The sequence below is a fragment of the Streptomyces sp. TLI_55 genome (assembly GCF_900206255.1).
Lineage (GTDB): Bacteria > Actinomycetota > Actinomycetes > Streptomycetales > Streptomycetaceae > Streptomyces > Streptomyces aquilus.
Window position 1 is genome coordinate 5,639,920 of sequence record NZ_OAOJ01000001.1, and the last position, 24,066, is coordinate 5,663,985.

The 24,066-nt window shown below is 71.4% G+C and carries 22 protein-coding genes and 1 pseudogene; 19 read left to right on the top strand and 4 right to left on the bottom strand.

Annotation, left to right across the window (positions count from 1 at the left end; genetic code table 11):
* The first annotated feature begins 40 nt into the window (after window positions 1-40).
* The 13 genes from CRP56_RS26125 (at window position 41) to CRP56_RS26180 (ending at window position 13,150) form a co-directional block, all read left to right on the top strand.
* The gene (locus CRP56_RS26125) at window positions 41-1,279 is read left to right on the top strand and encodes an ATP-grasp domain-containing protein (RefSeq protein ID WP_097267881.1); all 1,239 of its coding nucleotides are present in this window, start codon (window positions 41-43) and stop codon (window positions 1,277-1,279) included.
* Window positions 1,272-2,507 carry an ATP-grasp domain-containing protein gene (locus CRP56_RS47015; protein ID WP_107484047.1) on the top strand — a complete coding sequence of 412 codons (1,236 nt, stop codon included), beginning with the start codon at window positions 1,272-1,274 and terminating at the stop codon, window positions 2,505-2,507. The genes CRP56_RS26125 and CRP56_RS47015 overlap by 8 nt, the downstream gene beginning before the upstream one ends.
* 11 nt (window positions 2,508-2,518) lie before the next feature.
* A complete protein-coding gene (gene gntA, locus CRP56_RS47715) occupies window positions 2,519-3,319 on the top strand; it encodes a guanitoxin biosynthesis heme-dependent pre-guanitoxin N-hydroxylase GntA (protein ID WP_179851117.1) in 801 nt (266 codons plus the stop codon).
* Window positions 3,316-4,092 carry an SDR family NAD(P)-dependent oxidoreductase gene (locus CRP56_RS26135; RefSeq protein WP_097267883.1) on the top strand — a complete coding sequence of 259 codons (777 nt, stop codon included), beginning with the start codon at window positions 3,316-3,318 and terminating at the stop codon, window positions 4,090-4,092. Before gntA ends, CRP56_RS26135 begins: the two co-directional genes overlap by 4 nt.
* Window positions 4,089-5,120, top strand: coding sequence for an inosamine-phosphate amidinotransferase 1 (locus CRP56_RS26140; RefSeq protein WP_097267886.1), 1,032 nt, complete (start codon window positions 4,089-4,091; stop codon window positions 5,118-5,120). Before CRP56_RS26135 ends, CRP56_RS26140 begins: the two co-directional genes overlap by 4 nt.
* A gap of 5 nt (window positions 5,121-5,125) precedes the next feature.
* Window positions 5,126-5,929, top strand: a complete 804-nt coding sequence (locus CRP56_RS26145) for a GNAT family N-acetyltransferase (RefSeq protein ID WP_097267888.1) — start codon at window positions 5,126-5,128, stop codon at window positions 5,927-5,929.
* Window positions 5,926-6,702, top strand: a complete 777-nt coding sequence (locus CRP56_RS26150; protein WP_097267890.1) for an MOSC domain-containing protein — start codon at window positions 5,926-5,928, stop codon at window positions 6,700-6,702. Before CRP56_RS26145 ends, CRP56_RS26150 begins: the two co-directional genes overlap by 4 nt.
* Window positions 6,699-8,033 carry a hypothetical protein gene (locus CRP56_RS26155; RefSeq protein ID WP_097267892.1) on the top strand — a complete coding sequence of 445 codons (1,335 nt, stop codon included), beginning with the start codon at window positions 6,699-6,701 and terminating at the stop codon, window positions 8,031-8,033. Before CRP56_RS26150 ends, CRP56_RS26155 begins: the two co-directional genes overlap by 4 nt.
* A 13-nt stretch (window positions 8,034-8,046) precedes the next feature.
* The gene (locus tag CRP56_RS26160; RefSeq protein ID WP_097267894.1) at window positions 8,047-9,309 is read left to right on the top strand and encodes an MFS transporter; all 1,263 of its coding nucleotides are present in this window, start codon (window positions 8,047-8,049) and stop codon (window positions 9,307-9,309) included.
* A gap of 119 nt (window positions 9,310-9,428) precedes the next feature.
* Window positions 9,429-10,940: a MocR-like transcription factor YczR gene (yczR, locus tag CRP56_RS26165; protein ID WP_097267896.1), complete on the top strand. Its 1,512-nt coding sequence runs from the start codon at window positions 9,429-9,431 to the stop codon at window positions 10,938-10,940.
* Window positions 10,937-11,575, top strand: a complete 639-nt coding sequence (locus tag CRP56_RS26170; protein WP_097267898.1) for a maleylpyruvate isomerase N-terminal domain-containing protein — start codon at window positions 10,937-10,939, stop codon at window positions 11,573-11,575. Before yczR ends, CRP56_RS26170 begins: the two co-directional genes overlap by 4 nt.
* Window positions 11,576-11,585: 10 nt before the next feature.
* Entirely contained in the window at window positions 11,586-12,551 is a 966-nt protein-coding gene (gene argB / locus CRP56_RS26175; RefSeq protein ID WP_218877991.1) for an acetylglutamate kinase, read from the top strand.
* Window positions 12,485-13,150 (top strand): hypothetical protein, encoded by a 666-nt coding sequence (locus CRP56_RS26180; RefSeq protein WP_097267900.1) that lies wholly within the window; start codon window positions 12,485-12,487, stop codon window positions 13,148-13,150. The genes argB and CRP56_RS26180 overlap by 67 nt, the downstream gene beginning before the upstream one ends.
* Before the next feature lie 42 nt (window positions 13,151-13,192).
* On the opposite strand, the gene CRP56_RS26185 is transcribed toward CRP56_RS26180, so the two are convergent.
* Complete coding sequence (locus CRP56_RS26185) at window positions 13,193-13,966, bottom strand: SDR family NAD(P)-dependent oxidoreductase (RefSeq protein WP_097267902.1); 774 nt, start codon at window positions 13,964-13,966, stop codon at window positions 13,193-13,195.
* Window positions 13,967-14,015: 49 nt separating this feature from the next.
* Window positions 14,016-14,545: pseudogene (locus CRP56_RS26190) on the bottom strand (MOSC domain-containing protein).
* Between the two features lie 81 nt (window positions 14,546-14,626).
* Between CRP56_RS26190 and CRP56_RS26195 the strand changes: the two are divergent.
* Entirely contained in the window at window positions 14,627-15,535 is a 909-nt protein-coding gene (locus CRP56_RS26195) for a LysR family transcriptional regulator (protein ID WP_097267904.1), read from the top strand.
* Window positions 15,536-15,627: 92 nt separating this feature from the next.
* On the opposite strand, the gene CRP56_RS26200 is transcribed toward CRP56_RS26195, so the two are convergent.
* Window positions 15,628-15,960, bottom strand: coding sequence for a WhiB family transcriptional regulator (locus CRP56_RS26200; protein WP_097267906.1), 333 nt, complete (start codon window positions 15,958-15,960; stop codon window positions 15,628-15,630).
* A gap of 382 nt (window positions 15,961-16,342) precedes the next feature.
* On the opposite strand from CRP56_RS26200, the gene CRP56_RS26205 reads away from it, so the two are divergent.
* The 4 genes from CRP56_RS26205 (at window position 16,343) to CRP56_RS26220 (ending at window position 20,689) form a co-directional block, all read left to right on the top strand.
* Complete coding sequence (locus tag CRP56_RS26205) at window positions 16,343-16,954, top strand: response regulator transcription factor (protein ID WP_003948568.1); 612 nt, start codon at window positions 16,343-16,345, stop codon at window positions 16,952-16,954.
* Between the two features lie 182 nt (window positions 16,955-17,136).
* Window positions 17,137-17,802 (top strand): sigma-70 family RNA polymerase sigma factor, encoded by a 666-nt coding sequence (locus CRP56_RS26210; protein ID WP_373559684.1) that lies wholly within the window; start codon window positions 17,137-17,139, stop codon window positions 17,800-17,802.
* A gap of 152 nt (window positions 17,803-17,954) precedes the next feature.
* Entirely contained in the window at window positions 17,955-19,460 is a 1,506-nt protein-coding gene (guaB, locus tag CRP56_RS26215) for an IMP dehydrogenase (RefSeq protein ID WP_097267908.1), read from the top strand.
* Window positions 19,461-19,564: 104 nt separating this feature from the next.
* Complete coding sequence (locus tag CRP56_RS26220) at window positions 19,565-20,689, top strand: GuaB3 family IMP dehydrogenase-related protein (protein WP_059192856.1); 1,125 nt, start codon at window positions 19,565-19,567, stop codon at window positions 20,687-20,689.
* 72 nt (window positions 20,690-20,761) lie between these two features.
* Here CRP56_RS26220 and CRP56_RS26225 read toward each other — a convergent pair whose 3' ends face one another.
* Window positions 20,762-21,973 (bottom strand): nucleotide sugar dehydrogenase, encoded by a 1,212-nt coding sequence (locus tag CRP56_RS26225; protein ID WP_097267910.1) that lies wholly within the window; start codon window positions 21,971-21,973, stop codon window positions 20,762-20,764.
* Between the two features lie 310 nt (window positions 21,974-22,283).
* Between CRP56_RS26225 and CRP56_RS26230 the strand changes: the two genes are divergently transcribed.
* Entirely contained in the window at window positions 22,284-23,990 is a 1,707-nt protein-coding gene (locus CRP56_RS26230) for a glycerol-3-phosphate dehydrogenase/oxidase (RefSeq protein WP_097267912.1), read from the top strand.
* Window positions 23,991-24,066: the final 76 nt, after the last annotated feature.

Here is a 24,066-nt window from a genome sequence, read left to right on the forward strand (position 1 = left end):
CCGGGCCGTCCGTCGGCCAGAGCGGAGAAACACACTCAACATGTCTGCACAGAGAATTCTGGTCGTCGAGCCGATGTCCTCGGCGAACGGTCTGATCCTCGCCGCCCACCAGCAGGGTTTCGAGGTCGTCGTCGCCTCCCACCACAGTGGTGACCGCACCATCCCGGAGACCCTGCGCGCGTACATCGACGAGCTGCTGGTCGTCGACACCAACGACGAGGCCGCGCTCACCGAGGTGGTGACCGAGGCCCACGGGCGCCGGCCGCTGACCGGCATCCTGCCCGGCTTCGAGTTCTACGTGGACAGCGTCGCCCGCCTCGCGCACCGGCTCGGTCTGCCCGGTCTGCCGGTGGACACGGTGGCGGCGCTGCGCGACAAGTCCGTCATGCGCGCCCGTGCCGCGGCCGCCGGCCTGCGCGTGCCCCGCTACGCGGAGGCGTCCGGCCTCGACGAACTGCTCGCCGCCGCGGCCCACGTGGGCTACCCGGCCGTGCTCAAGCCCGCCGCCTCGGCCGGCAGCGTGCACGTCAGCCGCGTCGACGACGAGGACGGGCTGCGGCGCGCCTACGACTGGCTGGTCTCCGACACCCGCACCGACGCGGGCCGCGGCCTGGACGGACGGGTGCTCCTGGAGGAGTACGTCGCCGGTCCCGAGATCAGCGTCGAGGGGTACGTCACCGACGGCGAGGTCGTCATCTCGGCCCTCACCACGAAACTCCTCGGCCCCGAGCCGCACTTCGTCGAGATCGGCATGGTCGTCCAGCACGAGACCGACCCGGAGACCCGGGCCAGGATCGAGGCGTACGTCGTCGACCTGTGCCGCGCCCTCAACCTCCCGCTCGGCATCTTCCACTGCGAACTGCGGCTGCCCGAGGGCGACCCGGTGCTGATCGAGATCGGCGCCCGGCTCGCCGGACACCGCATCCCGCACCTGGTGGAGCTGGCCACCGGCACCTCGCTGACCCGGATCATGCTGGCCCACTACACCGGCCAGGACCCCGCCGAACTGGGCGCCTTCACGGCCCCGCGCGCCAAGACCGCCGCCATCCACTGCTTCACCGCGGAGGGGCTCGAAACCTTCCACCGGGTCGTCGGCGCCGACGAGTTGCGCGAGTCCGCGGACGTCCTGGAAGTCTCCGTGTACTACCAGGAGGGCGAGGAGATCCCGCCCGCCGAGGACTTCCGGGCGCTGCTCGGCCACGTCGTCTTCGCGGCCGAGTCGCACACGGCGGCCCTGGAGCGCATCGAGGCGCTCGGCCGGGAGGTGCGCGTTGAGTAGCGCCGTCCCGACTTACCTGGTCCTCAACCGCTACGACGACGAGTTCGGCGAGTACCACCGGTTCGTCGAGCCCGGCAGCTGCCGGCTGGCGTACGTGACCCTGCCGTACGGCCTGCCCGTCCTGGACCGTGACAGCGCCCTCGACCTGGTCGTCACCGACGACCTGGAGTTCGAGACCGTCCTGCCGATCGCCCGCCGCCTCGTGGAGCGGTACGGCGCCTTCGACGGGGTGGTGGGGCTGTCGGAGTACGACGTGCTCACCGCGGCGCGGCTGCGCGTCGAGCTGGGCGTGCCCGGCTGGCGGCCCGACTTCGTCACGGCGTTCCGTGACAAGCCGCGGATGAAGGAGCTGGTCGGTGCCGCCGGGCTGCGGGTGCCGAGGTTCCGTGATCTGGACGCCGGGACGACGGCCGAGGAGATCGTCGGTGAGCTCGGGCTGCCGGTGATCCTCAAGCCGCGCGACGGCTGGTCCTCGCGCGGGGTGGTGCGGGCGGACGACGCGGAGACGCTGGCGCGTGCGCTGGCCGAGGTCGATCCGGCGGCGTACGAGTGCGAGGAGTACATCGAGGGCCGGGTCCTGCATGTCGACGGCATCCGGCGCGGCGGGAAACCGCACTTCGTCAGCGCCTCCGGCTATCTCAACACCTGCCTGGACTTCCTCGACGGCCTGCCGCTCGGCTCGGTGCTGCTCGACCCGGGGCCGGAGCGGGACCGGGTGACCGGCTTCGCCGACGCCTGTCTGGAGGCGCTGGGCCTGGACGACGGGCCCTTCCATCTGGAGCTGTTCGCCACCGGGCAGGGCGAGTTGGTCTTCCTGGAGGTGGGCCTGCGGCCCGGCGGCGCCGAGGTCGGGTTCGTGCACCGCGACCTGTTCGGCATCGACCTGTTCGGCGAGGCGTTCCGCGCCACGCTCGGCCTGCCGCCGCTGAAGGCCGCCGAGGAGTACGACAACACGCCGGGCGGCGGCTGGGTCAGCGTGCCCGAACCGCGCCCGCTGCCCTGCCGGGTGGTGTCCAGGACACCGCTGCTGGGCGAGGTCCCGGAGGTCTACGCGGAGGTCCTGCCGGACATCGGCACGGTCTTCGACGGCACCGGCGGCTACGACCACATCGGCGGCCGGTTCCGGCTGCGCGGCGTGGATCACGCGACCGTGCGCGAAGCGGCGCTGACGGTCATGCGGACCTACCGGGTCGTCGCCGAACCGGTACCGCAGAAGCAGGGCAACTAAGGGGGATACCAGTGCTTGGCACCAGCCGTCGTCCGACGGGGGAAGTCGGAGAGGGGCCGGCGGAGAACCCGCCGCCCGATGCCGCGGAACCGGAGACGGAGAACCCGTCCGAGTGGGCCGGGGCGCAACTGACGGAGAAGCTGCTGGGGCCGGAGTTCTCCTGTGTGGCGGGCAAGAGCGCGCAGTTGCGCGGCACGCTCGTGCACCGTCACTTCGGCCGGCTCGCCGACCCCGGGACGACCCCCGAACTGCACGCGGCGCTCGCCGACTTCGCCGCACGCCGTGAGGACATCGACCCGCTGATGGCGACGTTCGCCGCGACCTTCTCGGGGCCGGCGGACACGGACGAGACGGAGTTCGAGGAGCTGTTGTGGAAGCAGCTCCAGGCCCTGCACGACCTGGACACCGGGGTGTTCCCCTGGGACCCGTCGGTCGATCCCGACCCGGCGTCCGAGCGGTTCGGCTTCAGCGTCGGCGGCCACGCCTTCTTCGTGGTCGGCCTGCACCCGGGCGCCTCCCGGATCACCCGCCGCTTCCCGCAGCCCACCCTCGTCTTCAACTCCCACCTCCAGTTCGGGCGGTTGAAGGAGAAGGGCATCTACCAGCGCATCCAGGGCCAGGTCAGGGAGCGGGAGCTGGAGTTGCAGGGCTCGCTCAACCCCAACCTGTCCGAGTTCGGAGCGGCGTCCGAGGCCGTGCAGTACTCGGGCCGGGCCGTCCCGGAGGACTGGACGTGCCCCTTCCATCCCGCCCCGACGGCCTTTACGGCGGACCGTGACCCGGTCGCCTCTGAGGAGAGCAGCACCCCATGACCAAATGGACCGTGATCACCGGCGGTACGGCCGGGATCGGGCGGGCGGTGGCGGAGCGGTTCCTCAAGGAGGGGCTGCCGGTGGCCGTGCTCGCCCGGCGCGTGGAGCGCCTTGACGACCTGGTGGCCGCGTTCGGCCCCGAGCTGATCCGCGTCGAGCGGGCCGACGTACGGGACGGCGACTCGGTCGCCCGGGCCGTCGACGCGCTGCTCGCGGACGGCGGTGAGATCGCCGCGCTCGTCAACAACGCCGGGCTCTCGCTCGGCCTCGGCGCCCTGCACGACGGGGCGGTCGAGGACTGGGACACGATGATCGACACCAATGTCTCGGGTGTCCTGCACGGCATCCGCGCCGTGCTGCCGGCGATGCGCCGCACCGGCGCCGGGCACATCATCAACCTCGGCTCGCTGGCCGCGGAGTACCCCTTCTTCGGCGGCAACGTCTACGCGGCCACGAAGGCGTTCGTCCACCACCTGTCGGCCAACCTCCGCGTCGACGTGCAGGGCACCGGCATCCGCGTGACCTGTATCGCCCCCGGCATGGTGCGCAGCGAGTTCGCGCTGGTCCGCTTCAAGGGCGACCAGGACCGCGCCGACGCGCTCTACGACGGCATCCGCCCGCTCGCGCCCGAGGACGTCGCCGACACCGTGCTGTGGGCCCACCGGACCCCGGCGCACGTCAACGTCAATTACGTCGAACTCATGTCCATTGACCAGCCGTTCGGTCTCTCGCTGACCCGTCCGGCACCGGCACAGCGAAAGGAAACGCCGTGAGCTCCGTCAGGTCGTTCAACGACTTCGGACAGCTTGAGGAGATCGTGATCGGAAGTGCCGAGCACTTCCACATCCCGGACGCGGACGCCTCGCTGCGCCACTTCTTCGGTCTGCCCGAGGACCACACCGGCGACCAGGTCACCGAATCCGACCTGGCCCGGATCATCGACGAGACCCAGGAGGACCTCCAGGCGCTCGCCGACACCCTGACCTCCTTCGGCGTCACCGTCCGCCGCCCGGCCCCGGCCGTCCACGGCTCCCCGCTGACCGTCGCCGACTGGACCACCACCGCCAACCACTCGCTGATGCCGCGCGACTGCCTTCTGGTGGTCGGCGAGAACATCATCGAGGCGCCGATGCCGGTCCGCGCCCGCTACACCGAGACCTTCCCGTTCCGCGGACTGCTCTCCGAGTACTTCGCCTCCGGCGCCAACTGGCTCGCCGCCCCGCGCCCCCGCCTCGCCGACGCGACCTACGCCTACGACGGCGACACCCCCGTACTCGCCGAGATCGAGCCGCTGTTCGACGCGGCGAACCTGCTGCGCGCGGGCAGCGATCTGTTCTTCAACGTCAGCAACACCGGCAACCGCACCGGCGCCGCCTGGCTGCGCCGGGTGCTCGGGGCGGAGTTCACCGTCCACGAGATCTCGATCTGCGACGACCACGTGGGCACCACCCTGCACATCCTGCGCCCCGGCGTGCTCCTGGCCAACGCCGGCCGGCTCACCCCGGAGACCATCCCGGCACCGCTGCGGAACTGGAAGATCATCTGGTTCGACGAGCCCGAGGACGACGGCTACGGCCTCACCTGGCCGCGCGCCTCCACCTGGATCGGCATGAACATCCTCTCCGTCAACGAGGAGACGGTCATCGTCCCGGCCCGCCAGACCGAACTGGCCCGCCAGTTGGAGAAGGAGGGCTTCACCGCCGTCCCCGTGCCCTACCGCCACGGGCGCACCTTCGGCGGCGGCTTCCACTGCTGTTCCCTGGACGTACGCCGCCAGGGTTCGCTCGAGTCGTACGTGTAGCGGCCATGGCCATCAACCTGAACACCAGCAAGGTGGTCGACGTCCAGCTCAGCCGTGGCGGCGAGGAGTTCGTCGACGTCCGGTTCCGCCGGGCGCGCGCCGAGGACGCCGAGGCGATGTACCGGCTGTCGCTGCCCTTCATGGACACCGGTCAGCTCCTCGTGCGCGAGCGCGCGCTGTTCGAGACCCTCTCCGAGGACTTCCGGGTCCTGGAGGCCGACGGTGAGGTCGTCGGCTGCGCGGGCCTGCGCGGCTTCGACGCGCTCGCCGAGATCTACAACGTCGCCGTCGACGAGAAGCGGCACGGCCTCGGCCTCGGCCGGCTGCTGCTGGCCAGCATGGTCGGCGCGGCCCACGCGGAGGGGTTCGCGGAGGTGCTCGTCTTCTCCAAGACCACCTCCGCGTGGTTCGCCCGCTACGGCTTCCAGCCCGTCGACCAGGCCCTGCTGCCCGCCGCCCGCCTCGCCCTGGTCGACCCCGCCCGCGAGTCCGTCGCCCTGGGCCGCGCCACCGTCGGCGGCTACGACGGCGTCGAGGTCCTGGCGGCGCTGACCGAGCTCAAGGTCACCTTCGACCGCAGCGCCGCCGAGTTCGGCTGGGACGGCTCGTACGATTCCCTGCTGCCGTTCGCCGACGACAACGGCGTGGAGACCAAGTCCCTGTGCTGGGCGGGCGTGTGCGGCACGTGTGCCGTACGCCTGAAGCGCGGCACCGTCCGCTACCACGTGCCGCCGCAGGGCGACCCCGACGAGGGGGAGGTGCTGCTGTGCATCTCGCAGCCGGTGACCGACCTGGTGCTGGACCTGTGAGCGGGGCACCGAAGGCCGTCCAGCTGTGGCGCTACCCGGTGAAGTCCATGGGCGGCGAGCGCACGGACCGGCTCTTCCTGGCCCCCAGCGGGGTGGTCGGCGACCGTGAGTTCGCGGTGGTGGTCGCGGCCACCGGCCGGGTGCTGACGGCCAAGCGGGAACCGCGGCTGCTCGACGCCACCGCCCGCCGCCACGAGGCCGGGGCCGAACTGACCCTGCCCGACGGGCGGCGCTTCACCACCGCCGACCCGGACGCGGACGCGATCCTCAGCGACTGGCTCGGCCAGGCCGTGGGGCTGCGCCGCCAGACCGGCCGGGTGCACACGGTCGAGGAGTACCGCGAGGACCCGGCCGAGCCGTCGTCCCTGTCCACCTTCGACCTGCCCGCCGGCAAGTTCGTCGACGAGGCCCCGGTCCATCTGCTGACCGAGGGCGCCCTGCGCACGGCCGGCGCCCGCCACCCCGACGGCACCTGGGACGTCCGCCGCTTCCGCCCCAACGTCCTGCTGAGCGGACCGGAGGAGGATGTCGCGCTGGGCACCCGCGCCCAGATCGGCAACGTCCTCCTGGACCTCACGAAGGCCACCCAGCGCTGCGTCATGGTGACCCAGCCGCAGCACGACCTGCCCAAGGACCGCGAGATCCTGCGCTCCCTCGTGCGGGCCTGTGCCGGCACCTTCGGCGTCTACGCCACGGTCGCCCGCCCCGGCACCGTCCTGCTCGGCGACACCCTCGTCGCCGAGGACGTCGTGGCGAGGGAGCTCGTGCGATGACGGACACGGTCACCCGGGCCTACAACGAGTCCCCGGCACGCCCCGACTCCGCCCCGGCCCTGCGCCGGGCGCCCTCGCTCGCCGACTGGCCCGGCGAGTACCTCTCCCGCCCCCTCTTCGTCGCCAAGGACCAACTGCACGGCTTCGCGGCCGACCTGGACCGCATGCTGGGCCTGCTCACCTCCCTGCCCGAACGGCTCTACGACGGTGACCTCGACGCCTTCTGCGCCGCCCTGGGCCTCGACGAGCGGCGCGGCGCGGTGATGCGCAGGCTCGGCGGCGGCGCCCCGCCGCACGCCGGGCGGGCGGACGTCTATCACGACGGCACCGCGTTCAAGCTGCTGGAGTTCGGCATCGGCAGCGAGGTCGGCGGCTGGGACCGGGCCGGGGAGATCCCCCGGGTCCTGCTGGAGGAGGACGCCGCCTTCGCCTCCTTCGCCGCCGGACACGGCCTCGGCTACACCCACACCGGCCGCGTCCTCGCCGACGCGCTGCGCGAGGCGGGGGCGGCGGTGGTGTCGGGCGGGGACGATCCCGTCGTGGCGCTGCTCGAAGGACCCGGCGGGCTCGCCCGCTGGGGCGCGACCTGGCAGCCGCTGCGGGAGCTGATGCGGGGCTTCGGCCTGGACTTCCGGATCGGCGAGATCGGCCAGCTCACCTTCCGGCGCGGCAAGCCGTACCTGGACGGCACCCCCGTCGACGTGGTCTACCGCTGCTTCGAGGCCGACCAGGTCTATCTCGACCCCGAGGCCATGGCCCTGGTGGAACCACTGTGCCGGGCTCATGAGTCGGGCACGGTCGTCCTGTGGACCCCGCTGGAGAGCAACCTCTACTGCGAGAAGGGCTGTCTGGCCCTGCTCTCCGACACCCGGTACCGGGACCGGTTCAGCGCCGACGAACAGGCCGTGATCGACCGGGTGCTGCCGTGGACGCGGGTGCTGCACGGCGACGGCTTCCTCGCCGACGCGGAACTCGTCGCGCGCTGCCATGACCGCCGTACCGAACTGATCCTCAAGCCCAACGGGCTCTACGGCGGCAAGGGCGTCGTGGCCGGCTGGGAGACGGACGCGGGGGAGTGGTGGCGGGCGGTCCGCGAGGCCGCCGAGGGCGGCTGCGTGCTCCAGGAACGCGTCACCCCGCGGCCCGAACCGGTCGTCGACCCGCTCACCGGCGCCGTCGAGCACTGGCAGGCCGCCTGGGGCTTCTTCTACCTCCCGCGGGGACACGCCGGCGCCTACGCCCGGGTGCTGCCCGCCGGGGACAGCGCCGTCATCGGCATCAGCGCCAACGACAAGACCCGGACGGCCGGCGTCTTCCACTACTCGAGCTGAGGATCTGTCTGTCATGAGCGAGTTGTCCGTGCCGGACGCGCCCGACGCGACGGAGGCCGAGGACCAGGAGACGGCCCAGGGCAAGGGCATGGGCCGGGAGTTCCGGCTCCTCTGGTCGGCCGACCTGATTGCCACCCTCGGCGACGGCGCGCTCGTGGCGGCGATCCCGCTGCTGGCCAAGTCGCTCACCAGCGACCCCAGCCTGGTCGCCGGGGTCGCCACCGCCCGCACCCTGCCCTGGCTGCTGCTGGCCCTGATCGGCGGCGCGATCGTGGACCGCTTCGACCGGCGCCGGCTGATGGTCGGCGCGCAGATCGCGCAGGTGGCCCTCGTCGCGGTGGTCGCCGTCATCGCCACCTTCGACCTGGCGCAGATCTGGATGCTCTACGTCCTGGCCTTCGGAGTGGGCTGCGCGGAGATCCTGTTCACCGGCGCCAGCCAGGCCCTGGTGCCCACTTTGGTGAAGTCGGATCATCTGGAAGCAGCCAACGGACGCCTTGTGGCGACCGCCTCGGTTTCCCGAGAATTTGCCGGGCCGCCCTTGGGTGCCGCACTGTTTGCCTTCGCTATCCCACTGCCGTTCTGGCTGAATGCGATCGCTTTCTTCGTGTCGTTGCTGTTGTTGTCTCGAATCCGTGCCACCGGCCGGCCGCCCCGCCCCGAGCAGCCGACCGCGATGCGCACCGAGATCGCCGAGGGACTGCGCTGGCTGGCCAAGAACCGGCTGCCGCGGACCCTCACGCTCATCGCCGGCTCCGGCAACTTCTGCGAGTCGATGGCCCTGGCGACGCTGGTGCTCTTCTCCCACGACGTCCTCGGCATCGGTGACCGCGGCTACGGTCTGCTGCTGGCCGCGATGGCCATCGGCGGGGTGATCGGCGGACTGGTGAGCAACCGGGTCGTGGACCGCTTCGGGGCCCGGCAGGTAGCCATCGGCGTGCAGGTCGTGTGCCCGTTGGCCTGGCTGGCGATCGGCCTGGTCGGACGCGATCCGGTCACCGTGGTCGCCCTGTTCACCCTCTTCTCGATCGCGCTGTCGATGTGGAACGTCGTGTCCTGGTCGGTACGCCAGCGGCTCATCCCGAACGAGCTGATGGGCCGGGTCAGCGGCGCCGGGCGGATGTTCGCCTTCGGGGCGATGCCGCTGGGCGCGCTGGTCGGCGGATTCGTCGCGGACTGGCTGGGACTCGTCGCTCCCTGGATCATCGGCGGCGTCCTGTCCCTGCTCGTCGCGGCGTTTGCACTTCCCGCTCTCCGCAAATGGGACGGTGAGTGACAACGTTGGCCGAAGTATTTCCCGATCGTGAAAACTTTACAAAAGATCTTGTAGTGGCGCTGTTCTCGGCCAAGACTCCCGCTGGCAGGAAAACGAACCTGACTAGCGGGGGGACCGCAATGAGGGACGACGTCGCCCAAAAGGTGAACGCGGACCAATTGGCACGACTGCTCGGCGACTGGCGACAGGGCACCGCGTACATGGACCTGGCGCAGGCGCTCAAAGCACTGATCCTGGACGGCCGCCTCTCGGTGGCGGCCAGGATCCCGGCCGAACGCACCCTGGCCGCGGCCTGGGGCATCAGCAGGAACACCGTGGCCTCGGCCTACCAGCGGCTGCGCGAGGAGGGCTATCTGCGCAGCCGGCAGGGCGCGGGAAGCTACGCGGCCCTGCCCGACGGCGCCGAACGGGCGCCGCGCGCCCTGTCCTGGGTGCCGGGGCAGGCCGTCGACACGCACATCGACCTGACCTGCGCGTCACTGCCCGCACCGGAACCGGCGTTCAGCCACGCGGTGGCCGACATCGCCACCAGCATGGCCCGCCACTCCGACGGCCACGGCTACGACCTCGTCGGGCTGCCCGCCCTGCGGCAGGCCATCGCCGACCACTACACGGCACGCGGGGTGCGCACCACCGCCGACCAGATCATGGTCACCGTCGGCGCCCACCACGCCTGGGGACTGCTGCTCCGGCTCCTCGTCCGGCCCCGGGAACCGGTCCTCATCGACAGCCCGACCTACCCCAACGCCCTGGAGGCCATCCGCAGCCACGGCGCCCGGCCGGTGCCGGTCGGCCTGGACGACGCCGGCTGGGACATCGACCTCGTCGAGAGCGCCCTGCGCCAACCCCGGCCCGCCGTCGCCTACTTGATGCCCGACTTCCACAACCCCACCGGCCTGGTCATGCCCGAGCCCGCGCGCCGTGCCGTCGTCGACGCGGCGCTGCGCAGCGGCACCTACGTGGTCGTGGACGAGACGCTGTCCGAGGTCAACCTCGACGCGGGCCCGCTGCCGCCGCCGATGGCCGCGTACGGCAGACCCGGCGCCGTCATCAGCATCGGCTCGCTCAGCAAGACCGTCTGGGCCGGGCTCCGGGTCGGCTGGGTACGGGCCTCCAAGTCGGTCATCTCCCGCCTGGTCGCCGTCCGCGGCCCGAGCGACCCCGGCAACCCACTGGTCCAGCAGCTCATCGCCTGCCGGCTCTTCGAGATGTACGACGAGCTCCTGCGCACCCGCAGCGCGGAACTGATCGCCCAGCGCACCGCCCTGACCGACGTGCTGCGCGCTCAGCTGCCGCAGTGGCGGTTCACGGTGCCGCGCGGCGGACTGTGCCTGTGGGTGGACCTCGGCGCGCAGATCAGCACCAAGCTCTCGCTGGCCGCCGGCCGGCACGGCGTCCAGGTGCTGCCCGGCCCGCGGTTCGGTGCCGACGGCACCCTGGAGAACCGACTCCGCCTCCCTTTCGCCCTGGACGCGGACACCCTGACCACCGGAATCGCCCGCCTCCGCGAGGCCTACGACGAGGTCATGGCCGACCAGCAGGCCACACCCCGCACCTGGAACCGCACCCGCATCTCCGCTCCTCATCTTCCTGCTACGCGCGTCAACTCCACGGAAGGGCTGCCCCGATGAGCCGTATCACCGGCGCCTATCTCGACGCCGCGGACGTCGCGGTCGAGCTGCTCGACCACCCCGCCGTCGGCGAGCGCTGGAAGGAGCCGAGCGCGCTGGACGAGTGGAGTGTCGGGGGGCTCGCCGGGCATCTCGCCTGGCAGGTCTTCTTCATCCCGGCCGTCCTCGACGAACCCGCCCCCACCCAGCCGGTCATCGGGCTCGACGACTACTACGCCCGCGTCCGCTGGATCGACGCAGGTCTGCACGACGAGGCCAACGCCCGTATCCGGCGCGGCGGTGAGGAGGCCGGCGCCGAGGGCGTCCGGGCGCTGGCCGACCGGGCCGCCGACACCGTACGAGCCCTGCGCACCCGGCTGCCCGCCGAGCCCGACCGGGCCGTACGGCTGCCGGTGTGGGGCGACTACGCGCTGAGCCTCGACGACTTCCTGACGACCCGTCTGATGGAACTGGTCGTGCACACGGACGACTTGGCGTTCAGCGTCGGCATCCCGACCCCGGAGCTGCCCGGACCCGCCGTCGAGGCGACCGTCGGCCTGCTGACCCGGCTGGCCCTGCGCCGCCACGGCCAGTCCGCCGTACTGCGCGCCCTCAGCCGCGCGGAACGGGCCCCGGCCGGCATCACGGCGTTCTGACGTGGACGGCATGGATGGCTTGGAGGCCATGGACGGCATGGACGGCATCCCTGACCTCGCTCCTTTCCGCGGCCGCACCGTCGTCGTCAAGCTCGGCGGCAGCGCCATGGCGGACCGGGACCTGCTGCGCACCTTCGCCCAGGACGTGGCCCGGCTGCACCGCGCCGGCGTCCGGCTGGTCGTGGCGCACGGCGGCGGCCCGCAGATCAACGCGCACCTGGAGAAGCTCGGCCTGCCCGTCACCTTCACGGCCGGCCTGCGCGTCACCACCCCCGAGACCATGGACGTGGTCCGGATGGTGCTGGCCGGCCAGGTGCAACGCGATCTCGTGGGCCTCCTCAACGAGAACGGCCCGCTCGCCGTCGGCATCACCGGCGAGGACGCCCGGCTGCTCACCGCCGCCAAGCGGCTCGCCGTCCTGGACGGCGACGAGGTCGACATCGGTCTCGTCGGCGACGTCACCGGCGTCGACACCCACGTCCTGCGCGCCCTCACCGACAGTGGTCTGGTCCCGCTGGTCACCGGCATCGGCCGCGGCACGGACGGACAGGTCTACAACATCAACGCCGACAGCGCCGCCGCCGCTCTCGCGGCCGGCCTGCGCGCCGACCACCTGGTGATCCTCACCGACGTACCGGGCCTGTACGCCGACTGGCCGCGCCGGGACCGGATCGTCGAACTCCTGACCGTCACCCGGGCGGCGGAACTGCTGCCCGAACTGTCCGGCGGCATGGCCCCGAAACTGGAGAGCTGTCTGCGGGCCGTCCGGGCCGGGGTCGGCCGCGCCCAGCTCCTCGACGGCAGGGTGCCGCACGCCCTGCTGCACGGCTCCTTCGGCACCGGGCACACGGGGACCTCCGTCGTGCCCGACACCCCGCTCACTCAGCTGAACACACTGGAAGACGACACATGCGCCTCATCACCTCCCCGTCCGCCCTCCTCCTCGGTCTGCACCACGTCCGGGTCTGGAGGCTGACCTCCGACCAGCCCCTGCTGCGCGCGGACGACGGTCTGAGCGCCGAGGCCGCCGCCGGGGCCTGGGAGCAGGACGCCCCGGAACTGCCCGCGGGCTACCGCAAGTTGCTGGCCGACCTCGGCTACGAGGGCACGACCCCCGCCGGTGAGCGGCTGCGCGAGGGCGTCCGCAGCCGCGGCTGGCGCTCGCACGGCGCGGTCGTCGACGCGGTGAGCGTGGCGACCCTGCGGCACGGCGCGGGCATCGGACTGCACAGCCTGTTCAAGGAGGACGAGGGCAGCGACCTCGTCGTCACCCGGGCGGCCGGCACCGAGCGGATCGTCCCCGCCTTCTCCACCAAGTCCAGGCCCGTCCCGGCCGGCGACCTGCTCTACGGCCTGGCCGACCCGGACGGCGCCGTCGAGGAGCCCTTCGCCTGGCTGGGCCGCCGCGACTGCGACGCCGCCAGCCGCCAACTCGCTCCCGACAGCGGGGAAGCGCTGCTCGTCGTGCTCGGCTGCCCGGGCGAGGACGCGGCGCACAGCGAGGCCATCGGCGCCACGGTCGCGTCCCTCCTCGCCGAACTCCGCCCGGACGTCACGCTGACGCCGGTCGCGTAAGAGGCCCTTGTCGCGGGGCCCTTATGGCGGGGCGTACGTCCGCTATTGCGGGCCGTACTTCCGCCCCGTCTTCGAGCTGATCCCGCCGAGCAGCCCGCGCGGCACCACCTTCACCACGCCCATCAGCGCCTTGTACCGGGGGTCGGGGATCGACAGCGTCTTCCCCCGGGCAAGGTCGCTGAGCGCGGACGCCACCAGCTTGTCCGCGTCGAGCCACATCCACCCCGGGATGTTGTCCGTCCCCATCCCGGCCCGCTCATGGAACTCGGTGCGCACGAACCCGGGCGCCAGCGCCATCAACCGCACCCCGCTGCCCGCGAGATCCTTGGCCGCCCCCTGCGTGAACTGCACGACCCACGCCTTGGAGGCGCCGTACGTTCCGCGCGGCACGAAGGCGGCCACGGACGCGACATTGACGACACCGCCCCGCCCGCGCTCCCGCATCGCCTCCGCCGCGGCCGACGTCAGCCGCAGCACCGCCTCGCAGTGCACCTTGAGCATCCGCAGCTCGTCGGCCATGGAGACGTCGAGGTAGCGCCCCTTGTTGCCGAAGCCGGCGTTGTTGACCAGCAGGTCGACGGGACGGCGGCGGTCGGAGAGCCGCTCGGCGACCGACTCGATGCCGTCGTCGGTCGCCAGGTCCGCTGTGAGGACCTCCACTTCCACGCCGTGCCGGTCGTGCAACTCGGTGGCCTGCTCGCGCAGCCGCTTCGTATCGCGGGCCACCAGCACCAGGTCGTGCCCGTCAGCCGCCAGCCGTCGTGCGAACGCGGCACCGATGCCCGCGGTCGATCCCGTAATCAATGCCGTTGTCATGGCGCAAGGTTAGTGACCCGGACCGACAGCGTCCGCCGGCCGTCAGGCGTCACTTCTTCCCGTACTTCTCCACATACTCGTGCGCCGACCGGAGCACCTCCGGATGCAGCGCGTCCCCCGCGGCGAGCATCCGGGGCAGCAGGGCGCGCTCGGTGGTCGTCGCCCGGAAGGACAGCGCGACCGTCACGTCGTGATCGGGCCGGTGCACCGCTTCACCCACCGCACCACGTCGGGCCCGATCCGCCAGCGCTCACCGATCAACGCCCCGGACACGTCCAGCCCGAGGGTGGTGAGGTTCTCCCCGAAGGCGCTGTTGGCCAGCGCACGCCCCAGCTCGCGCTCCCAGTCGTCCAGGTCCTCGCGCGCGACGGCGTACACCGCCTGGTCGTCCCCGCCGTGATGCCGCCGTTTGCACACGTCGTCCCCGGCGAGTCCGCTGCCGCCGATCCCCTTCGGCCCGGGCGCCGCCACCCGCACCGGCCCCGCCACCGGCCGCTTGCCGATCCCGGTCACCCCCTCCGGGTTGTCCGTGTACGGCACGGCCTTGGCCCGGCCCAGATTCACCGACAGAAGCTTCATGGACCGCACGGTACGGAGGCCGTCGTCAAAGCCGCTAGGCAATATTCGGCGTCGTATCAAAGCCTGGCTTATCCTCGAAGTGTGATCGAAGCTCGTCACCTGCGCGTTCTTCGCGCCGTCGCCGCCACCGGCTCCTTCTCGGCCGCCGGCCGCGAGCTGGGCTGCACCCAGCCCGCCGTCAGCCAGCAGATGAAGGCCCTGGAAGCGTCGGTGGGCACCCCGCTGCTCATCCGCAGTGGCCGCGAGATGCGGCTGACCCAGGCGGGAGAGGCGCTCGTGCGGCACGCCGCCGGAATCATCGCCGGGCTCACCGCCGCCGAGGAGGAGGTCGCCGCCATCGCCGGCCTGCGCGCCGGCCGGGTGCGGCTGGTCTCCTTCCCCAGCGGCAGCTCCACCCTCGTCCCCGCCGCCCTCGCCGCCCTGCGCGCCGCGCACCCCGGCACCCGCGTCTCCCTGGAGGAGGCCGAACCGCCGCAGTCCGTCGAGATGTTGCGAGAGGGCGACTGCGACGTCGCGCTCGCCTTCCGGTACGAAGGCGCCGCGGGCGGCGGTGACGAGTGGGCCGACCTCGTCGTACGGCCCCTGCTGCGGGACCGGCTCGTCGCCCTCGTGCCCGAGCGGCACCGGCTCGCGCGGGCCGGGTCGGTCGCCATCGGGGAACTCGCGCGCGAGCCCTGGATCGCCGGATGCCCGCGCTGCCGCGGCCAGTTGGTGGAGGTGTGCGAGGGCGCGGGCTTCACGCCCCGCATCGACTTCGCGACCGACGACTATCCGGCGGTGGTGGGCCTGGTCGGCGCGGGCCTGGGCGTCGCCGTCCTGCCGCAGCTCGCCATCGAGTCGGTACGACCGCGCGGTGCGCGCACGGTCACCCTGGAACCTGCCGTGCGCCGGGAGATCGTCGCGCTGACCCTGCCCGACCTGGCCCAGGTGCCGGCCGTGGCGGCGACGCTGGACCAGCTGGAGCGGGCGGCGGGGCGCAAGCAGCCGTAACGGGAAAGCCGTAACGGGAAAGCCGTACCGGGAAGGAAAAAGGGGCACGCGTGCGCGTGCCCCTTTTCGAGAGACGCTGAAGAAACGTTCCTTCAGTTGTTCGAGGCGGTGTGCCCGCCACTCGACGAAGACGCCGTCACCAGGCGGTTGCGCGCCCGGCCCATGAGCTCCTCGCGCTCGTCCTCGGTCAGGCCGCCCCACACGCCGTACGGCTCTCGCACCGCCAGCGCGTGCGCCGCGCACTGCGCGCGCACCGGGCATCTCATGCAGACCTCCTTGGCCGAGTTCTCACGAGCACTCCGCGCCGCACCGCGCTCTCCCTCCGGATGGAAGAAGAGCGAACTGTCGACCCCGCGGCAGGCAGCAAGGAGCTGCCAGTCCCACAGGTCCGCGTTCGGTCCGGGAAGGCGGGAGAAATCTGCCATTGCGTGACCCCTTGTAGCCGTTCTGTGGCGGATACGGTGTCCACGACCGTACATCTACGATCTAAGGAGATGAAAATATGACTCATTGCGAATCTAGCCTCAGACACCAGTAAATGGGAAGAAATGGGGCCGAATGGGGCACTGGTTGTGATGAAACGTTGTGGGTCCGTCGCGCATGTCTGCACCGTGTCCGCACCCTCACGTAGAGTGCCGAAGACGGCGCACAGCCCCGTAACTCTTTCGAGTGACCGTCGTTGAGAGTGCGGAGGCGGTTGAAGCTGGAAGTGCTCGGGCTGGCGTCCGAGACGGTCGACCGCACAGGTGACGATTTCGTACCAGCCTGGAGGCTCAAGGTGACGTGCATCAGCTGCGGAGGACGGCCATGACATCCGTCCTCGTCTGCGACGACTCCCCGCTTGCCCGAGAGGCGCTCCGCCGCGCGGTCGCGACCGTGCCCGGCGTCGAGCGCGTGACGACCGCGGCCAACGGCGAGGAAGTCCTCCGCCGCTGGGGCGCCGACCGCTCAGACCTGATCCTGATGGACGTACGCATGCCCGGACTGGGCGGCGTCGAGACCGTACGGCGGCTGCTGTCCGCGGACCCCGGTGCGCGGATCATCATGCTCACGGTGGCCGAGGACCTGGACGGGGTCGCGCTGGCCGTCGCCGCGGGCGCGCGGGGCTACCTCCACAAGGACGCCTCGCGTGCCGAGTTGAGGGCCACGGTGACGCAGGCGCTGGCCGACCCCACGTGGCGGCTCGCTCCGCGGCGGCTGCGGTCTGCCGAGATGGGCGCCGCGCCCACGCTCACGGCGCGTGAGATCCAGGTGCTCGAGGGTATGAGCCACGGGCGGTCCAACGCGGAGATCGGGCGGGAGCTGTTCCTGTCCGAGGACACCGTGAAGACGCACGCTCGGCGGTTGTTCAAGAAGCTGGGTGCGTCCGACCGGGCGCATGCCGTGGCTCTTGGGTTCCGTTGGGGTCTGGTTCGCTGAGAGCTCGGTCCGTCAGGCCGTTGCCGTGTGCGCGCACATCGTGGCTGGTCGCGCAGTTCCCCGCGCCCCTTTCGGGGCGCGGGTCATCGTGCCCGGTGCTGGTTTCGGCGCCGATGCCGCATCCTTGAGGTGTGGAGTCTCTCGGGGACGAGTCGGTCGAGCGGAAGGGGAGGGCGCAGGGGATGAGTTCCGGCGCACCTGCTCATAACGCTTCGGTGCACAACATCGGACGCGGTGCCACGGATGAATCGGCCGCAAGGCACCATGGACCGATGCGTGAGGACGAGACGACGGTGATCGGTGGGCTTGTCCATCGCGCCGTCGACGGGGATGAGCAGGCGACTCACGACCTGCTCGCCCATGTCCACCCACTGGCGCTGCGCTATTGCCGTACGCGGCTGTCCCGGCTTCCCGGCGACGCGCGTCATTTCGTGGAGGACCTCGCGCAGGAGGTCTGTGTCGCGGTGCTGCTCGCGCTGCCGCGTTATCGGGACACCGGCCGACCCTTCGAGGCCTTCGTGTTCGCCATCGCCGCCCACAAGGTCGCCGACCTGCAGCGGGCCGCGATGCGGGGCCCCGGCTCGACGGCGGTGCCCTCGGACGAGATGCCGGAGCGGCCCGACGACTCGCTCGGGCCCGAGGAGCGGGCGCTGCTCAGCAGCGACGCCGAATGGGCCAAGAAGCTGCTGGCCAACCTCCCCGAGAACCAGCGGGAGCTGTTGCTGCTGCGGATCGCGGTGGGGCTGACGGCGGAGGAGACGGGCCAGATGTTGGGAATGTCACCCGGCGCGGTGCGGGTTGCGCAGCACCGTGCGCTGAGCAGGCTGCGGGCGCTGGCCGAGCAGTAGGGCCCGCTGTTTTGTGGCTTCGGTGAACGGGCCCACCCCTGGTTCCGTACGAAGATACGAAGCCGGTAGCAGGACGGAACCGTGGAATTCGGGACCCTTCCTTCCCGTTAGCATGGACATCCGCACCGATCAAGGCCATTGGGGAAGGTGTCATGACTGCAAACGTCGACGGAGTGCCCGCCAAATTCGCGACGCTCGGGCTGACCTACGACGACGTGCTGCTGCTGCCGGGCGCGTCGGATATGGCTCCCGACGAGATCGACACCGCCTCGTACGTCTCCAAGAACGTGCGGGTGAACATCCCGCTGCTGTCCGCCGCCATGGACAAGGTCACCGAGTCGCGCATGGCGATCGCGATGGCCCGCCAGGGCGGCGTCGGCGTTCTGCACCGCAACCTCTCCATCGAGGACCAGGCCAACCAGGTCGACCTCGTCAAGCGCTCCGAGTCCGGCATGGTGGCCGACCCGATCACCGTGCACCCGGACGCCACGCTCGCCGAGGCCGACGCGCTGTGCGCCAAGTTCCGCATCAGCGGCGTTCCGGTCACCGACCCGGGCAAGAAGCTGCTCGGCATCGTCACCAACCGCGACATGGCCTTCGAGAGCGACCGCTCCCGCCGGGTCCGCGAGGTCATGACGCCGATGCCGCTGGTCACCGGCAAGGTCGGCATCTCCGGCGTCGAGGCCATGGAGCTGCTGCGCAAGCACAAGATCGAGAAGCTTCCGCTGGTCGACGACGAGGGTGTCCTCAAGGGCCTCATCACCGTCAAGGACTTCGTCAAGGCCGAGAAGTACCCGAGCGCCGCCAAGGACGCCGAGGGCCGGCTCCTCGTCGGTGCCGCGGTCGGTGTCGCCGGTGACGCCTTCGAGCGCGCCCAGGCGCTGATCGAGGCGGGTGTCGACTTCATCGTCGTCGACACCGCGCACGGCCACTCCCGGCTGGTCGGCGACATGGTCGCCAAGATCAAGTCCAACCACACGAGCGTGGACGTCATCGGTGGCAACATCGCCACCCGTGACGGCGCCCAGGCGCTCATCGACTCCGGCGTGGACGGCATCAAGGTCGGCGTCGGCCCCGGCTCCATCTGTACGACCCGCGTCGTCGCCGGCATCGGCGTCCCGCAGGTCACCGCCATCTACGAGGCCTCGCTGGCCGCCAAGGAGGCCGGGGTCCCGGTCATCGGCGACGGCGGCCTGCAGTACTCCGGCGACATCGCCAAGGCGCTCGTCGCGGGCGCCGACACCGTGATGCTGGGCTCGCTGCTCGCGGGCTGCGAGGAGTCCCCGGGCGAGCTGCTGTTCATCAACGGCAAGCAGTTCAAGTCGTACCGCGGCATGGGCTCGCTCGGCGCGATGCAGTCCCGCGGCGACCGCAAGTCCTTCTCCAAGGACCGCTACTTCCAGGAGGGCGTCGCCTCCGACGAGCAGCTGGTCCCCGAGGGCATCGAGGGCCAGGTGCCCTACCGCGGCCCGCTCTCCTCGGTCGTCCACCAGCTGGTCGGCGGCCTGCGCCAGTCGATGTTCTACGTCGGCGGTCGTACCGTCCCGGAGCTCCAGGACAACGGCCGGTTCGTCCGGATCACCTCGGCGGGCCTCAAGGAGTCGCACCCGCACGACATCCAGATGACGGTCGAGGCGCCGAACTACAGCCGTAAGTAGTCGCTCGCGCGCGTGGGGCGGTCCCGGAGCATCCGGGGCCGCCCTTGTCGTATGCGTCGGGGATACTGGAAGGCGCTGCAACGCATCAGGGAAAGGCCACACACGTGACTGAGATCGAGATCGGGCGCGGCAAGCGCGGCCGCCGGGCGTACGCCTTCGACGACATCGCCGTCGTCCCGAGTCGTCGTACGCGCGACCCGAAGGAGGTCTCGATCGCCTGGCAGATCGACGCCTACCGCTTCGAGCTGCCGTTCCTGGCCGCCCCCATGGACTCGGTCGTCTCCCCGGCCACCGCGATCCGCATCGGCGAGCTCGGCGGCCTCGGCGTGCTGAACCTCGAAGGCCTGTGGACGCGCTACGAGGACCCGCAGCCGCTGCTCGACGAGATCGCGGAGCTCGACGCGGAGACGGCCACCCGCCGCCTCCAGGAGATCTACTCCGCCCCCATCAAGGAGGAGCTGATCGGCGCGCGCATCAAGGAGGTGCGCGACTCCGGCGTGGTCACGGCGGCCGCGCTCTCCCCGCAGCGCACGGCGCAGTTCTCCAAGGCCGTGGTCGACGCGGGCGTGGACATCTTCGTCATCCGCGGCACGACGGTCTCCGCGGAGCACGTCTCGGGTTCGCACGAGCCGCTGAACCTGAAGCAGTTCATCTACGAGCTCGACGTCCCGGTGATCGTCGGCGGCTGCGCCACCTACACCGCGGCCCTGCACCTGATGCGCACCGGTGCCGCGGGCGTCCTGGTCGGCTTCGGCGGCGGCGCGGCGCACACCACGCGCAACGTGCTGGGCATCCAGGTCCCGATGGCGACCGCGGTCGCGGACGTGGCGGCGGCCCGCCGCGACTATATGGACGAGTCCGGCGGCCGGTACGTGCACGTGATCGCCGACGGTGGCGTGGGCTGGTCGGGCGACCTCCCCAAGGCCATCGCCTGCGGCGCGGACGCCGTGATGATGGGCTCCCCGCTGGCCCGCGCCACCGACGCGCCGGGCCGCGGCCACCACTGGGGCATGGAGGCGGTGAACGAGGAACTGCCGCGCGGCAAGAAGGTCGACCTCGGCACCGTCGGCACCATCGAGGAGGTCCTGACCGGCCCCTCGCACATCCCGGACGGCTCCATGAACTTCTTCGGCGCGCTGAAGAGGGCCATGGCCACGACCGGCTACAGCGAGCTCAAGGAGTTCCAGCGCGTCGAGGTGACGGTCGCGGACTCGCAGCACAAGCGATAGACGCCATGACGTGGAAGGGCCCGTCCACCGGGGAGGTGGGCGGGCCCTTTCGTGTGCGGCGGCGGTAGCTGCTCAGAGGCGGTGTGCGGCTCCGGTCGGGGTGGCGCCCCGGGTGTCCAGCAGGAGCTGTGCCTTCACCGACAGGCCCTGGAGGTCGTATGTGCGGTGGTGCTGGAGCAGGATGGTCAGGTCCGCGTCGGCGGCGGCCTCGTAGAAGGAGTCCGCGCGCGGGACCGGACGGTCCAGGACGTTCCAGGAGGGGACGTGCGGGTCGTGGTAACTGACCGAGGCGCCGAGTTCCATCAGCCGTACCGCGATCTCGCGCGCGGGTGTGGCCTGCTGGTCGGCGAGGTCGGGCTTGTACGTCACGCCGAGGAGCAGCACACGGGCGCCGCGCGCGGACTTGCCGTGCTCGTTGAGGAGGGTGGCGGCGCGCTGGACGACGTAGCGCGGCATCTGGCTGTTGACCTGCTGGGCGAGTTCCACCATGCGCAGGACGCGGCCGACGGGGGCGCTCGTCAGGTCCTGCGGGACCGAGTGGCCGCCGACGCCGGGGCCGGGGCGGAAGGCCTGGAAGCCGAACGGCTTGGTCTCCGCGCAGCGGACCACGTCCCACAGGTCGACGCCGAGGTCGTGGCAGAGGACGGCCATCTCGTTGACGAGGGCGATGTTGACGTGCCGGAAGTTGGTCTCCAGGAGCTGGACCGTCTCCGCCTCGCGCGGTCCACGCGCGCGTACCACCTTGTCGGTGAGGCGCGAGTAGAAGGCGGCCGCGGACTCGGTGCAGGCCGGGGTCAGACCGCCGATCACCTTGGGCGTGTTGGCCGGGGTGAAGTCGCGGTTGCCCGGATCGACCCGGCTGGGCGAGTACGCGAGATGGAAGTCGCGGCCCGCGCGCAGCCGGGAGCCCTCTTCGAGGAGCCGGCGCAGGAAGTTCTCGGTGGTGCCCGGCGGGACCGGCGACTCCAGGATGACCGTGGTGTGCGGGCGCAGGTGCGCGGCGAGAGTGCGGGCCGCGGCCTCCACCTGGGTGAGGTCGAGGCCGCCGTCGGCGCCGCGCGGGGTGGGCGCGCAGATGACCGCCGTACGCACCCGGCCGAGCTCTGCGGGCGAGGTGGCCGGCCGGAAGCCCCCCGAGAGCATCCGGCGCAGTTCGGCGGGGCTGAGCGAGCCGGCCTCGGGGCCGGTGCGGTAACCGAGCGTGGGGATTCCGGCGGCCACGGCCGCCTGGGCGAGGGGGAGTCCGTAGGGGCCGAGTCCGATGACGGCGAGATCTGCGGGCATGGCGTGGACCGTCCTTCCCAGAGCCGAGAGAGCGCGGGTTAGTCGAAGGGGGACAGGTGCGCAAGTCCTGTGGACAGGATGGGCGAGCGCAATGTCAGACTAGGAGTAAATATGACCGAAATACGGGATTGATTCCGTGTGTCTCCCGGCGGTTCCTGGAGCTTTGGCCTACGCATCGTGGAAGTTGTCCACAGGCTGGGGGCGACTGGTGGCTGAAGTCGGGCAAGCCGGTCAGAATTTGGGCATGGGGGATACGGACCGGGTCACTCCTCCTGGGTGAGACCGGCGTGACCGACAGCGGGAGGCAGCGGTGAGGACAGCGACACTGGGGCCGGCGCAGCGAGCCGAGGCGCTCGCGGCCATGGCCGAGCGCGAGCTGGACCTACTGGTGGTGGGCGGCGGTGTGGTCGGTGCCGGAACCGCCCTCGACGCGGTCACGCGCGGGCTGTCCGTCGGCCTGGTCGAGGCGCGTGACTGGGCGTCGGGCACATCCAGCAGGTCCAGCAAGCTCATCCACGGCGGTCTGCGCTATCTGGAGATGCTCGACTTCGCGCTCGTGCGCGAGGCCCTGAAGGAGCGCGGGCTGCTGCTGGAGCGGCTCGCCCCGCACCTGGTGAAGCCGGTGCCCTTCCTCTATCCGCTCCAGCACAAGGGCTGGGAGCGGCTGTACGCGGGTTCGGGCGTCGCCCTCTACGACACGATGTCGATGGCGCGCGGGCACGGACGCGGCCTGCCGATGCACCGTCACCTGAGCCGCCGTCACGCCCTGCGCGTGGCTCCCGCGTTGAAGAAGGACGCCCTGGTCGGGGCGCTTCAGTACTACGACGCCCAGATGGACGATGCCCGCTTCGTGGCCACCCTCGTGCGGACGGCGGCGGCGTACGGGGCGACGGTCGCCAACCGCGCGCGGGTGACCGGCTTCCTGCGCGAGGGCGAGCGGGTCGTCGGGGCGCGCGTGCAGGACGTCGAGGCCGGCGGGGAGTACGAGATCCGCGCCAAGCAGGTCGTCAACGCGACGGGCGTGTGGACCGACGACACCCAGGCCATGGTGGGCGAGCGCGGGCAGTTCCACGTCCGCGCCTCCAAGGGCATCCACCTCGTGGTGCCCAAGGACCGCATCCACTCCACGTCCGGGCTGATCCTGCGCACCGAGAAGTCCGTGCTGTTCGTCATCCCGTGGGGCCGGCACTGGATCGTCGGCACCACCGACACCGACTGGGACCTCGACAAGGCGCACCCCGCCGCGTCCAGCGCGGACATCGACTATCTGCTGGAGCATGTGAACTCGGTACTCGCGGTGCCGCTGACGCGCGACGACGTCCAGGGTGTCTACGCGGGACTGCGGCCGCTGCTGGCCGGCGAGTCGGACGCCACGAGCAAGCTGTCCCGCGAGCACACCGTGGCGCATCCCGTGCCGGGGCTGGTCGTGGTGGCGGGCGGCAAGTACACGACGTACCGGGTCATGGCCAAGGACGCGGTGGACGAGGCGGTGCACGGGCTCGATCTGCGGGTCGCGGAATGCGTCACCGAGGACGTGCCGCTGCTGGGCGCCGAGGGGTACCGGGCGCTGTGGAACGCGCGAGCGCGGATCGCGGCGCGGACGGGGCTGCACGTGGTGCGGGTAGAGCACCTGCTGAACCGATTCGGCTCACTGGCCGAGGAGGTGCTGGAGCTCATCGCGCAGGACCCGTCGCTGGGCGAGCCGTTGCAGGCGGCCGACGACTATCTGCGCGCCGAGGTCGTGTACGCCGCCTCGCACGAGGGGGCGCGGCATCTGGACGACGTCCTGACCCGGCGGACCCGCATCTCCATCGAGACCTTCGACCGGGGCACGCGGAGCGCCCGCGAGGCCGCGGAGCTGATGGCGCCGGTGCTGGGCTGGGACAAGGACCAGATCGAGCGCGAGGTCGAGCACTACGAGAAGCGGGTGGAGGCCGAGCGGGAGTCGCAACGGCAGCCGGACGATCTGACGGCGGACGCGGCGCGGTTGGGGGCGCCGGACATCGTGCCGTTGTAGGGGCGTTTGCGGCGGACCTTGGGGGCGGGGCCTTGGCGATGGGGTCTCGTCCGCGGGGCCTCGGTGGGGCCCGCCT